This is a genomic window from Archangium minus, assembly GCF_044360475.1.
Lineage (GTDB): Bacteria > Myxococcota > Myxococcia > Myxococcales > Myxococcaceae > Archangium > Archangium minus.
This window is the reverse complement of record NZ_CP043494.1, coordinates 464767-478280: the sequence shown is the minus strand read 5'-3', so window position 1 is coordinate 478280 and position 13514 is coordinate 464767. Positions and strand designations below refer to the sequence as shown.

Genomic DNA, 13514 nt, shown 5'->3' with positions numbered 1-13514 from the left:
CTGGACCAGACGAGCTCGATGGCCTCGAAGGGCTCGGCGCGGACCCGTTGCTCTCCGGCGAAGGCATCGACCAGGAGCCAGTGGTTCTCTTTGAGCCGGAACACATCGAGAAGGACTGGAGCGAGCCCGATCGTCCCCTCTCCGTGAACAGGGAAGCGGGCGAGGTCAGGCCTCCGCGCCCGGCATCTCCCTCCCGGGCAGCGCCACCGTGAAGGTGGCTCCCTTCCCCGGTGCGCTCTCTACCTGGATGGAGCCCCCCAGGGCCGTGACAATCTCCCGGGTAATCCACAGCCCCATCCCCAAGCCTCCGTAGTGCCGGTCGCTCACCGCACGCTCGAAGCGCTCGAAGATGCGCTCTTGGAGGGCGGGGTCGATGCCGATGCCCTCGTCTCGCACCTGGAGGAGGACCTGCGTCCCGGAGACGCGCAGTGCCACCTCCACGGGGTAGCCCGCGCCGTACTTGAGCGCATTGGACAGAAGATTGCTCAGCACCTGCTCCAGGCGCAGGCGATCCCACCGGGACACCACGGGCCCGGGCACCTGGAGACGCAGCTCACAGCCAACCCGCTCGGCTTCAGGCCGGATGCGCTCCACCACTTCCCGGACGAGCTCGGCCAGGTCCACATCCTCCAGGTGCAGCACCAGCCGGCCCGAGGTGATGCGGGACACGTCGAGCAGTTCGTCCACCAGCACGCTCAGGCGACTCACCCCTCGATCCATCCCCGTCAGGTGTGACACGAGCCGCTCGGACCAGGCCGCCTCCCGGCGCGCGCAATTCAGCAGTACCTGCGCGTTGAGCTTCAGCGAGGTGACGGGCGTGCGCAGCTCGTGCGCAGCCACCTGGAGGAACCCCTCGCGCAGCTCAATGGCCTTCTGCGCCTCGCGGTAGAGCAGCGCGTTGTCCACCGCGAGCGCCGCCCGGCGCGCGAGCTCCTCGGCCAGCCGCAGCTCCTCCTGCCCGTACCGCAAGCCGGACTCAGCACGTACGAGCGTGACCGACCCCAGCACCCGCCCGCGCGCGCGCAGCGGTACGATGAGCAAGGAGCGCAGCCCCAGCTCGCGCAGGTAGCGCAGGTGCTCCGCGTCCTTCGCATAAAGGACAAGCGCCTCGTCGGTGAGCTCCTCCACCAGCAGCGGCACTCCGGTGCGCAGCACCTGGTGGGGACCGGACTCTTCCTCCTGTCCTTGGGGATAGCGCTGGTGCATCTCATTGCCCAGCCGCACCTTCTCCGGCTCCCTGTGGACGGTGATGAGCCGACGCAACTGCCCCTGCTCCTCCATGTCCACCGAGCACCAGTCGGCGAGCACGGGCACGGACAGGGTGGCCACGCGCCGCAAGGTGTCCTCGTAGTCGAGCGAGGCGGCCAGCGTCTCGCTCGCCTGGGCGAGGAAGCGCAGGTTGTCCTCCAGACGCCGGCGCTCGGTGACGTCCATCACCGTGCCAATGAGGCGCACGGCCTGGCCCCGCGCGTCGAAGAAGGACCGGCCCTGTGACGCAATCCACCGCTCCACGCCATCGCGGAATCTCCGGATGCGGAACTCGTCACGGAACTCCCCGCTACCACCGAGCACGAACGCCTGCTGGACCTTGTCGTCCACCCGCGGCCGGTCCTCCGGGTGGATGGCGGAGGCGAACGTGGCGTAATCCACCTCCGCCTCCGCTGGCAGCCCGAAGAGGGCCTTGCACCGCGTGTCCCAGCGCAGCGCGCCCGCGACGGGGTCCAGGTCCCAGGTTCCCAGTGCGGCCGAGTCCAACGCGAGCCGCAGGTGGGTCTCGCTCTCCCGCAGCGCATGGGTCTGCCGGCGCAAGGTCTCGGAGAGCATCTCCGCGCGATGGCCCGCCTCCGCCGCCTCGAGCAGTCGCCGCTCGCGCTGCTCCCGCTCGCTGCGCACCCGCTCGCCGTAGTGGACGAAGAAGGTCCCCAGCCGGGGCTCCTCTCGGAGCAGAGGGCCCAGGTGCTCCCGGGCGCGCGGGTCCTCCTCGAACGACAGCTCCGGGTGGGCCTCCACCCACAAATGACACGACTTCACGTAGGCGAGGAACAGGGTCAGGTGCGCGTAGAGCACGGGGCCGAGTAACCGTCGCACCCGCTCCCGGCACCGCTCCACCTGCGTCTGTTGGACGAAGAGGAAGACGCAGCAGCGGAACAGGTCCTCCTCCAGCGCCGAGCCGGGCTCAGGCCAGGTGCCAGAGGCCTCTCCCAGGGTCTCCATACGGGCGAGCGTCTCATCGATGGCCCCGTGCGCGGGCGGAAGGGCCTCGAGCAGCTCCAGCACCTCCGAGCCCTTCATGCCCAGGGGCCTCAGCGCACAGGAGTGGCACACCAGGCAGTAGGGTGCCTCGCAGTAACGCGACAGGTAGGCGAAGAGCTTCTCGCGGAAGAGGACAGGGAGAGGACTTTCCACGTAGGCCTGGAGCGTCTGCTGCCACAGGTTCTCCAGCACCTGAGGGTCGCTCTCAGCGGGCGCGTAGAAGGGGGGGAAAAACCCGAAGCGTGTCTCGATTTCCTTCCGGATTTCCCGTGAAGTGCGCATCCGTGAACCGCGGTGAACAGTGGCCTGAAAGCTTCATCGTGTAACAAAGCGAATCTCCAAGGCATCTAGAACAACTCGCCCGCCTGGAGCGCCTCCAGGAGTCCCGGGGTGTACATTTTCGTCTCCCGTGCTTGCAGCCCTCCGAGGGGAGCGCTCATATCGGTGCCTCGACGACATGATGATGCGATCGGGTCTCGTGACAGCCTGTCTCTTGCTGGCGGTCCTTCTGGCGAGCCCCGCCGCTGGGCAGGAGCCGCGCGCCCTGGAGCGCATCCAGAGCTCCGGAGTGCTGCGCGTGGCCATCGACGCCACCTACCCGCCCATGGAGTACCTGGAGAACGGCCAGCCCGTGGGCTTCGACGTCGACCTCGCCCGAGAGCTGGCGCGCCGGCTCGGCGTCACCGCACAGTTCATCGTCATGGACTGGGACGGCATCCTCGCCGGGCTCACCTCCGGCCGCTACGACATCATCCTGTCGTCGATGAACATCACCCCCGAGCGCCAGCAGCAGGTCGACTTCGTCGAGTACGCGCGCATGTCCCAGGTGTTCGTCACCACCCGAGGCCAGAGCGTCCGCACCGAGGAGGAGCTCGCGGGCAAGCGCGTGGCGGTGCAGACCAACACCACCTCGCAGCGGTGGGTGGAGCAGCGCGCGGCGCGAGGCATCGCCATCCGGGAGCTCCAGGCCTTCCCGGGTGCCATCGAGTGCTTCACCGCGCTGAAGTCGGGCCAGGCCGACGTCATCGTCATCGACGAGCCCGTGGGCCTGTTCTTCTCCCGGCGGGATGACACCTTCGTCGTCACCGGACGGGCGCTCGAGGCGGAGCCCATTGGCATCGCCATCAACAAGCAGGACGCGGACCTGACCGCCGCCATCGCTCGGGCCTTCGAGGACATCCGGCGCAGTGGGGAGCTGAAGCGACTCTCGGACCACTGGTTCGGGGGGGAGCTCGGACAGGCCCAGAAGCCCCAGGGGTTCTGGACGTTCTCCCGCGAGGTGGTGCTGCCCCGGATGCTCCAGGGCATGGGGGTGACGCTTCAGCTCACGCTTGGGTCCGGAGTGCTCGGCCTCGCCCTGGGGTTGCTTGTGTCGCTGGCGCGCATCTCCCGCCGCTCGGCGCTCCGAGGCGTGGCCACGGCCTACATCACCCTGTTCCGAGGGACACCGCTGCTGCTGCAACTCCTCTTCATCTTCTTCGCGCTGCCGTTGATGGTGGGCGTCCGGCTCGGGCCCATGGCCGCGGGGCTCACCGCGCTGTCGTTCAACGCCGCGGCCTACATCGCGGAGATCTTCCGGGCCGCCATCGAGTCCATCGACAAGGGACAGATGGAGGCAGCACGGGCGCTGGGAATGAGCCACGAGCTGGCCATGCGCCGGGTCATCCTGCCGCAGACGTTCCGCCGCCTCATCCCGCCGCTCGTCAATGAGATGGCGGCGCTCTCGAAGGACACCTCGCTGGTCATGGTCATCGCCCTGCCCGAGCTGCTCTACGAGACGCGGCAGCTCGCGGGGACGTACCTGCGCCCGGAGGTGTATGCCTGGGCGGCGATTGGCTACCTCCTCATCGTCGTGGCGCTGTCGGCGCTGGCCCAGCGGCTGGAGCGTCGGCTGGAGGCGCGAGGCACATGAGCGGTCCCATCATCCGCGTGGAGGGGCTGCGCAAGTCCTTCGGCGAGCGCGAAGTGCTCCGGGGCATCGACCTGGAGGTGGCCGCTGGCGAGGTCGTCGTCGTCATCGGGCCGAGCGGCTGTGGCAAGTCCACGCTGCTGCGCTGCCTCAACCACCTGGAATCGCCCACGCAGGGACGCATCTGGCTGCGCGGCGAGCTGCTGGGACTCAGGGAGAAGGATGGACGGCTCGTGCCCCGCCCCGAGGCCGAGGTGGATCGCCAGCGGACCCACATCGGCATGGTCTTCCAGCGCTTCAACCTGTTCCCCCACATGACAGCCCTGGGCAACATCATCGAAGCGCCCATGCGAGTGAAGGGCCTGTCGCGTGCCCAGGCGGAGGAGCGGGGCCTGCGGCTGCTGGAGCGCGTGGGGCTGCTCGACAGGAAGGACGAGTATCCGGCGCGGCTCTCGGGAGGCCAGCAGCAGCGGGTGGCCATCGCCCGGGCGCTCGCCATGGAGCCGGAGGTGATGCTCTTCGATGAGGCCACCTCCGCGCTGGATCCCGAGCTGGCCGACGAGGTGCTCCAGGTGATGCAGGACCTGGCGCGCGAGGGCATGACCATGCTGGTGGTCACCCATGAGATGGGGTTCGCGCGAGAGGTGGCCCACCGGGTGATCATCATGGACGCGGGCGTCGTCCTGGAGCAGGGCCCGCCCTCGGTCATCTTCACCCGGCCCACGCAGCCCCGCACCCGGGAGTTCCTCCGCAAGGTCCTGCACGTGCGGCCAGACGACGCGGGATGATCATCCGTACGGCAGGGTGCGCTCACACTCCGTCAGCAGCGCCCGGGCCTCCTGGAGGTCGAGGAACTCCCCCTCCCCCTCGAACCGGCCACACACCCGCGCCAGCATCCGCCGCGCCGCCTCCGGCCGTCCCCTGTCCCGCAGCAGCCGGCACAGGCTCACCGTCGCGCGCAGCTCATACAGGCCAGCCCCCTGCTCACGCGCGACCGCGATGGCGCGCACGAAGCTGGCACTCGCCTCCTCTTCCCGCCCCAGCCGCCTCAGGGCCTCGCCCCGGAGTTGGTGCAACCAGGCCTCGATGATGACCTGCCCCGTCTTCGCGATCTGGGCCAGCGCTTCATCGAGCGCCGCCAACGCCTCCCGGGCCTGCCCCAGCTCCAGGGAGCATGTCGCGCTCACCGCCAGTCCAAAGGGAATCCCGTCACGATTGCCGCGCGCGCGCCAGGACTCGAGGACGCCCCGCACAAACGCGAGTCCTTCCCGTGGCCGCCCCAACTCGGCCAGGGCATGACCTAGAAGGATCGTCTCCCAGGAAGGCCACTGCACGAAGGTGCTGTACTGGCTCGCGAATCCGATGAGCTGATCCGCCAGCGCCAGGGCTTCCCGTGCCTCCCGGCGAATCATGCAGGCAATCGTCACATAGACCTGCACGAAGACCAGGGGGTGGGGATGAGCAATGCGACCGGCCTGCTCCAGCGCCTCCCGCGCCCACCGCCGCGACTCCTCCACGTGGCCCATCACCGCGTGCACCATGGCTCCCGAGGCCAGCGCCATCGAGCGGGGAGCGCCCCCTTGCTGTAAAGGCAACGCCCCGTGCTCCTCGAGCGTGACGTCCGCGCAACCCAGGACACGTTCCAGCTCTCGTACAGCCTCCTGAGGCCGTCCCCGGAAGAAGAGGATGAGCGCGCGCATCCAGAGCCCCTGGCCCCACAGCCCTGGCTGCCCCTGGCGCTGCCCCAAGTCCATGAGCCGCTCCGACACCTCCAAGACCCGGTGGTACTCGGAGCGCGACAGGTAATAGGCCAAGAGACTCCAGAGGGTCAGGCCGCTCCGCGGCAACGCGTCACCCATCTGGAGAATGAGCTCCCAGATGCGGGTGAACATCCCCTCCACCTCGGGCGCGTCGAAGCCATGCACCTGCAGCATCGCGAAGCCCTGGGCCATGCGAATCCTGAGCTCAGCCTGAAGGCGAGGAAGGGCCCCCTCCAGGAGGGGCAACAGCTCCAGGGCCCGGTTCAGATGACCCACCGCCTCGACGAGGTCCAGACGCGCGAGGGCAAGCTGACCGGCCCGCTCCCAATAACCGATGGCCCGCGCCGCATCCCCTGCTTCCGTGAGCTGGTGCGCGAGGGCCTCGGGCCGCTTGTCCACCACCTGGGGGAAGTGTTCCTCCAGCACTCGGGCGACGTGCTGATGCTGGCGTCGCCGCGCACTCCGGGACAGGGACTGGTACGCCGCCTCCTGGAGGAGTGCGTGCCGGAACTGGTACGCGCGCTCGTCCGCTCCCACCTGCTCCTGCAGGAGCCCCGCCTCCAACAACCCGGAGAGCTCTCGCCGCAGCAGGGCTTCCTCCCCCTTCGACACCGCCGCGAGCAGGGCGTACGAAAAGTCGCGTCCCAGCACCGCGCACAGCTGCGCCAGGGCCTTCTGCCGCGAAGGCAGCATGTCCAGCCGGGCCAGCAACAGCTCGTGCAGGGTGATCGGGATGGATGCCGCCCCGCCCTCCAGCACCATGCGCGTCATCTCCTCAATAAAGAGCGGGACCCCATCCGTCCTCTCCACCAGCGACTGGACCGTCTCCTCTGGCAGCTCGCGCGCCCGGGCCACCTCCCGCACCAGCTCCTCGGCGGCTCCGGCCGACAGCCGCTCCAACTCGAGCCGGTGGAACCCAGGACGCTGGGCCCAGGCCGGCTGGAACTCCGGACGCGCGCTGAGCACGACGAGGACCCCCGCGCTCTCGACCCGCTCCACGATGGAACCCAGCAGCGCCAGGAGCGAGGAGTCCGCCCAGTGCAGATCCTCGATGACCAGGAGCTTCGGTGGGTCCTCACAAGGACAGCGCAGCAGGAGGGTGACCAGGGATTCAAAGGTCTTCTCCCTGCGCGGCTCGGGCGTGAGCTGGAGCACCGGTGAGTCCTTGGGAATGGGCAAGGCCAGCAGCAGCGCCAGCAGGTGCGCCTCCTCCTGAGGCATGCGCAGCCTCCGCAGATGCGCCTCCAGCTTCTCGAGACGCGACGAAGCAGGCTCCTCCGGCCGGATGCCCACCGCCAGCTGAAGCAGCTCGACGATGGGATGCAGGGCATGGGTGCTGAACCGGGACCAGCACTGCACCCGAATCAGAGAGGACGACTCCGCCGCCCGCTCACACAGCGCCTCAATGAGACGCGACTTGCCAATGCCCGCCTCGCCGCTCACCAGAACGACGGAGCCCTGTCCCCGCAGCGACCGTTGCCAGTGCTCCAGGAGCCACCCCAGCTCCCGCTCTCGTCCCACCAGCGGCGAGAGGCTCCTGGCCACACGCGCCCGCTCGAACCGAGAGGCTCCCTCCCGCTCTCCCACCACCTGGTGGAGCTCCATGCGCACGCTTCCCGAGAGCCCCTCGAAGGCCTGGAAACCGAGCGGCTCGGAGAGAAACGCACCACGCACCAGCGTCCAGGTGCTGTCGCTGACAACGACCCCATCAGGCCCAGCCCGCCGCGCGAGCCACGCGGCCACGTTTGGGGCATCTCCCTGGAGCCGCGCGCCCACCGCCATCAGCTCCGTGTGGACACCGCTGCGCACGAGCAAGCCGGAGAGGGACAGGTGCGGCAACCGGCGCTGGAGCATGCCCCGCAGCTCCCCGGTGAGTTGAAGCGCCGCGCGCACCGCTCGCTCTGAGTCGTCCTCTGAGGCTTGAGTCCAACCGAAGCTCGCGAGCACCTCTCCGCCCATGAACAAGGCCACGGAGCCGCCGTGCCGCTCGATGAGCTCCACGCAGGCCTCGTGGAAGGCCAGCTCCAGCTCGCCCACGTCCTCGGCGTCGAGCCGCGCTCCGCCTTCTGCGAATCCCCCGAGCTGGCAGGACACCAGCGTCACTTGCCGCCGCTGGGGCTCGACGGTGGCGTCCCGCCCCGGGCGTCCGGCGCTGAAGAGCCGCCCGCGCAGCTCCCGCAGCTCCTCCCGCAACTCCAGCGCCGAGGCAAAACGCCGCGCGGGCTCCTTGGCCAACGCGGTGGCCAGCAGCACCTCCACCTGCCGCGGCACCTCCGGGTGGCGCACGCGCACCAGCGGCGCCGGCTCCGGGGACGTCACCCGCTCGCGCAGCTCCGCCATCGTGGCCGCCTGGAAGGGGGGCTCGCCCGTCAGCATTTCGTAGAGCACCACTCCGGCCGCCCAGATGTCCGTGCGTGCGTCCTGCACCTCGCCCCGCCACTGCTCCGGCGCCATGTAGGCCGGCGTGCCTCCGATGGGCTGAAGCTCGGAGCCGACCGGCTCCACGGCCAGGTACGACAGGCCGAAGTCCAGCAGCTTCACCGCCCCTTCCCGAGTGAGGAAGACATTGCCGGGCTTGAGGTCGCGGTGGACGATGCCTCGCTCGTGCGCATGCGCCAGACCCGAGGCAATGGCCTCCAGCATCTCCAGCGCGCGCCGGAGCGTGGGGCGCTCACGATGGAGCAACGCGGCAAGAGACTCGCCTTCCAGACACTCCATCACCAGGAAGGGCACGCGGTCCTGCCCAGGCGTGCGGCTCCACTCCGCCACGTCGAAGATGCGGACAATGTTCTCGTGGTCCAGCCGAGCCACCGCTCGCGCTTCGGCGAGCGCCAACTCCTCGAAGCCCGGACGAGGTAGCAGGAACTTGAGCGCTACCTCGCGTCGCAACGTCTCATCCCGTGCGCGGAACACCTGCCCCATGCCCCCTCGCCCCATCGGCGCCAATATCTCGAAGCGCCCGCCCTCCGGGCCCCCCAGCCGCTCACCCAGGACCGGCAAGCGCGACGACGGCTCGACCTGGAGCACCTCCTTCAGGAAGGAGTCGCCAGACTCGGAGGCACCAGAAGAGCTCCCGCGCACGCCCAAGGACGTCCACACCCGCACGTCCTCCTGAAGAGCCTCCTTGCTCATCTCGCCTCCCCCTGCCTCTTTCGCCGCTCCCCCCTCCCTGGAGAAGGAGAGGCGCACTCCAGGAATTTAAGGATTCAGGTGAGACCGTGCAGAGTGCGGCTCTCCCCCAGGGGGAAGCACGACAGGCCCTTTCCTGGCCGAGTGTCTCTGGCTAACACGTGAGGCCAGACAGCGCGGAATGATCATCCGTACGAGAGGGTGCTCTCACAGTCCGCCAGCAGCGCTCGGGCTTCTTGGAGGTCAACGCACTCCCCCTGCCCTTCGAACCGGAGATAGACAGGCTCCAGCATCCGCCGCGCCGCCTCCGGCCGGCCCCTGTCCCGCAGCAACCGGCACAGGCCCACCGTCGCGCGCAGTTCGTACAAGCCAGCCCCCTGCTCACGCGCGAGCGCGATGGCGCGGACGAAGCTGGCACTCGCCTCCTCTTCCCGTCCCAGTCGCCTCAGCGTCTCGCCCTGGAGTTGGTGCCGCCAGGCATTGGCCATGATCATTCCCGTCGTCGCGCTCTCGGCCAGCGCCTCATCAAGCACCGCCAACGCCTCGTGGAGCTGCCCCAGCTTCAGATGGAGTTGCGCGATCACCACGAGGCAGTAGGGAATCCCGTCACGCATGAGGCGCGAGCGCCAGGAATCGAGAACGCTGCGTGCGAGCGCGAGACCTTCCTGCGGCCGCCCCAGCTCGGTCAGGGCCTGACCGCGAAGGAGCGTCGCCCAGGAGGGCCCCCGCATGAAGCTGGTGCGCTCACGCATGAAGACGACGAGCCGCTCCGTCAGCGTCAGGGCCTCCCGTGCGTCCCGACGCGTCACGCAGGCAATGGCCGTGTAGAGCTGCGCGAGGAGCAGGGTGTAGGGATGACCGATGCGCTCGGCCCGCGCCAGGGCCTCCCGCTCCCACCGCCGCGACTCCTCCACGTGGCCCAGCACCGCCTGCATCGCGGCCCCCGAGGCCAGCGCTATCGGGCGGGGCGCCCCCCAATAATAGGGATGCTCCTCGACGGTGAGGTCCGAGCACTCCAGGACGCGGTTCAGCTCTCGTACGGCTTCCCGCGGCTGTCCCCAGTAGAAGAAGATGAGCCCACGTATCCAGAGCCCCTGGCTCCACAGCTCTGGCTGCTCTTGGCGCTGCCCCAGGTCCACGAAACGATTGGCCACCTCCATGATCCGTTGGTAGTCGGAGCGAGACCGGCAGTAGGCGAAGAGACTCCAGAGGATCAGGCCGCTCCGCGGCAACGCGTTACCTATCTGGTGAAGGATCTCCCAGCCGCGCTCGAACATCCGCTCCACCTTGGACGCATCGAAGCCCCTCTCCAACATCGCGAGGCCCAGGGCCATGCGGATCCTCAACTCGTATTGAAGACGAGGAAGGTCCTCCGTCAGAGCAGGCAACAGCTCGAGGGCCCGGTTCAGATGGCCCAACGCCTCGAAGCAGTCCAGACGCAAGAGGGCCAGATTGCCGGCCTGCGTCCACAAGTCGAGCGCCCGCGCGTGCTCACCCGCCTCCGTGAGGTGGTGCGCGAGGACCTCGGGCCGCTTGTCCACGACCTCGGGGAAGTGTTCCTCCAGCACCCGCGCGACACGCCGGTGATGGCGTCGCCGCGCGCTCCGAGACAGGGACTGGTACGCCGCTTCTTGGAGGAGCGCGTGCCGGAACTGGTACGCGCGCTCGTCCTCTCCCACCTGCTCCTGCAGGAGCCCCGCCTCCATCAACTCGGAGAGCTCTCGCTGCAGCAGGGCTTCCTCCCGCTCCGACACCGCCGCGAGCAGCGCGTGCGAGAAGTCGCGCCCCAGCACCGCGCACACCTGCGCCAGGGCCTTCTGGCGCGAGGGCAGCATGTCCAGTCGGGCCAACAGTAGCTCGTGCAGGGTGAGCGGAATGGATGCCGCCGCCCCTCCCTCCAGCACCATGCGCGTCATCTCCTCGATGAAGAGCGGCACCCCATCTGTCCTCTCCACCAGCGCCTGGACCGTCTCCTCTGGCAACTCGCGCTCTCCGGCCACCTCTCGCGCCAGGGCCGCGGCGGCTTCGGCCGGCAGCCGCTCCAACGCGAGCCGGTGGAACTCGAAGCGCCGGGGCCAGTCGGGTTGGAACTCCGGACGCGCGCTGAGCACGATGAGAACCCCCTCGCTCCCAACTCGCTCCAGGATGTAGCCCAGCAGCTCCAAGAGCGAGGAGTCGGCCCAGTGCAGATCCTCGATGACCAGGAGCTTCGGCGGGACCTCACAAGGACAGCGCAGAAGAAAGCACCCGAGGGATGCGAAAGTCCTCTCTCTGAGCCGCTCGGGCGTGAGCTGAAGCACCGGTGAGTCCTTGGGAACAGGCAGGGACAGCAACAGGGCCAGGAGGTGCGCGTCCTCCTGGGGCATGCCCAGCTGCCGCATCCGCTCTTGCAGCTTCTCCAGGCGCAGCGCGGGAGCATCTTCCGGCCGGATGCCCACCGCCGCCTGAAGCAGCTCGATGATGGGATGCAGGGCGTGGGTGCTGAACCGGGACCAGCACTGCACCCGAATCAGAGAGGACGACTCCGCCGCCCGCTCGCACAGCGCCTCGATGAGACGCGACTTGCCAATACCCGCCTCGCCGCTCACCAGGACGACGGAGCCCTGTCCCCGCCGTGCCTGCTCCCAGCGCTTCAGCAGCAACCCCAGCTCGCGCTCTCGTCCCACCAGGGGCGAGAGGCGCCCGGCCTCGTGGGTCCGCTCGAACCGGGAAGCCCTCTCCCGCTCGCCCACCACCCGGTGGACTTCCAAGCGCACACTTCCCGAGAGCCCTTCGAAGGACTGGGAACCCAGCGGCTCGGAAAGGAAGGCCCCACGCACGAGCTTCCAGGTGCTGTCACTGACGACGACCCCACCACCGGGCCCGGCCCGTCGCGCGAGCCACGTAGCCACATTCGGAGCATCTCCCTGGAGCCGCGCGCCCACCGCCATCAGCTCCGTGTGGACACCGCTGCGCACGAGCAGTCCGGAGAGGGACAGGTGCGGCAACCGGCGCTGGAGCATGCCCCGCAGCTCCCGGGTGAGCTGAAGCGCCGCGCGCACCGCTCGCTCCGAATCGTCCTCGCGGGCCTGGTTCCAACCGAAGCACGCGAGCACGTCTCCGCCCATGGACAAGGCCACGGAGCCGCCGTGCCGCTCGATGAACTCCACGCAGGCCTCATGGAAGGCCAGCTCCAGCTCGCCCACATCCTCGGCATCGAGCGGCGCTCCGCCCTCGGCGAGCCCTCCGAGCTGATAGGACACCAACGTCACCTGCCGCCGCTGGGGCTCGGCGGTGGGCCCCCGCCCCTGGCGCCCAGAACTCCCCGTATTGAAGAGCCGCCCGCGCAGCTCCCGCAGCTCCTCCCGCAACTCCAGCGCCGAGGAGAAACGCCGAGCGGGCTCCTTGGCCAACGCGGTGGCCAGCAACACCTCCACCTGCCGCGGCACCTCCGGGTGGCGCATGCGCACCAGCGGCGCGGGCTCTGAGGATGTCACCTGCTCGCGCAACTCCGCCATCGTGGCCGCCTGGAAGGGGGGCTCGCCCGTGAGCATTTCGTAGAGCACCACTCCGGCCGCCCAGATGTCGGTGCGTGCGTCCTGCACCTCACCCCGCCACTGCTCCGGCGCCATATAGGCCGGGGTGCCTCCAATAGGCTGGAGCTCGGAGCCGACCGGCTCCACGGCCAGGTACGACAGGCCGAAGTCCAGCAGCTTCACCGTGCCTTCTCGGGTCAGGAACACATTGCCCGGCTTGAGGTCGCGGTGAACGATGCCCCGCGCGTGCGCGTGCGCCAGGCCCGAGGCAATGGCTTCCAGCATCTCCAGCGCGCGCCAGAGCGTCGGGCGTTCGCGCCCGAGCAATGCAGCGAGTGACTCGCCCTCCAGGCACTCCATCACCAGGAAGGGCACCCGGTCCTGCCCAGGCGTGCGGCTCCACTCCGCCACGTCGAAGATGCGGACGATGTTCTCGTGGTCCAGCCGAGCCACCGCCCGCGCCTCGGCGAGCGCCAACTCCTCGAAGCCCGGACGAGGCAGCAGGAACTTGAGCGCCACCTCGCGCCGCAACGTCTCATCCCGTGCGCGGAACACCTGCCCCATGCCCCCTCGCCCCATCGGCGCCAATATCTCGAAGCGCCCGCCCTCCGGGCCCCCCAGCCGCTCACCCAGGACCGGCAAGCGCGACGACGGCTCGACCTGGAGCACCTCCTTCAGGAAGGAGTCACCGGACTCGGAGGCAACAAAGGAGCCCCCCATGCCCAGGGACGTCCACACCCGCACGTCCTCCTGAAGAGCCTCCTTGCTCATCTCGCCTCCCCCTGCCTCTTTCGCTGACACACCCCTCCCTAGAAGAAAGAGGGGCGCACTCCAGAAAGTGAGGGAGCCGGGTGATGCCGTGCGGGGTGCGGCTCGCCCCCCAGGGAAGCACGAGGGCCCCTTTCCCTGGTCGGAAGCCTCCGGCTGGCCGATGAAACACCGTGAAAC

Annotated in this window: 5 protein-coding genes; 2 read left to right on the top strand and 3 right to left on the bottom strand. The window is 69.0% G+C overall.

What is annotated here, in order from left to right:
• Positions 1-165: 165 nt before the first annotated feature.
• Positions 166-2535 (bottom strand): ATP-binding protein, encoded by a 2370-nt coding sequence (locus tag F0U60_RS02045; RefSeq protein ID WP_395813353.1) that lies wholly within the window; start codon positions 2533-2535, stop codon positions 166-168.
• 175 nt (positions 2536-2710) lie between these two features.
• Between F0U60_RS02045 and F0U60_RS02040 the strand changes: the two genes are divergently transcribed.
• Together F0U60_RS02040 and F0U60_RS02035 are read left to right on the top strand one after the other, a co-directional pair.
• Entirely contained in the window at positions 2711-4165 is a 1455-nt protein-coding gene (locus tag F0U60_RS02040; RefSeq protein ID WP_395813351.1) for an ABC transporter substrate-binding protein/permease, read from the top strand.
• Positions 4162-4950 (top strand): amino acid ABC transporter ATP-binding protein, encoded by a 789-nt coding sequence (locus tag F0U60_RS02035; protein ID WP_395813349.1) that lies wholly within the window; start codon positions 4162-4164, stop codon positions 4948-4950. The genes F0U60_RS02040 and F0U60_RS02035 overlap by 4 nt, the downstream gene beginning before the upstream one ends.
• On the opposite strand, the gene F0U60_RS02030 is transcribed toward F0U60_RS02035, so the two are convergent.
• Together F0U60_RS02030 and F0U60_RS02025 are read right to left on the bottom strand one after the other, a co-directional pair.
• Entirely contained in the window at positions 4951-9054 is a 4104-nt protein-coding gene (locus F0U60_RS02030) for a protein kinase (RefSeq protein ID WP_395813347.1), read from the bottom strand. It abuts the gene before it with no gap.
• Positions 9055-9236: 182 nt separating this feature from the next.
• Positions 9237-13337, bottom strand: coding sequence for a protein kinase (locus tag F0U60_RS02025; RefSeq protein WP_395813345.1), 4101 nt, complete (start codon positions 13335-13337; stop codon positions 9237-9239).
• Positions 13338-13514: the final 177 nt, after the last annotated feature.

Coding starts and splice junctions, on each gene's coding strand:
- F0U60_RS02045 (WP_395813353.1), bottom strand. CDS start 2,535: ATGCGCACTTCACGGGAAATCCGGAAGGAAATCGAGACACGCTTCGGG.
- F0U60_RS02040 (WP_395813351.1), top strand. CDS start 2,711: ATGATGATGCGATCGGGTCTCGTGACAGCCTGTCTCTTGCTGGCGGTC.
- F0U60_RS02035 (WP_395813349.1), top strand. CDS start 4,162: ATGAGCGGTCCCATCATCCGCGTGGAGGGGCTGCGCAAGTCCTTCGGC.
- F0U60_RS02030 (WP_395813347.1), bottom strand. CDS start 9,054: ATGAGCAAGGAGGCTCTTCAGGAGGACGTGCGGGTGTGGACGTCCTTG.
- F0U60_RS02025 (WP_395813345.1), bottom strand. CDS start 13,337: ATGAGCAAGGAGGCTCTTCAGGAGGACGTGCGGGTGTGGACGTCCCTG.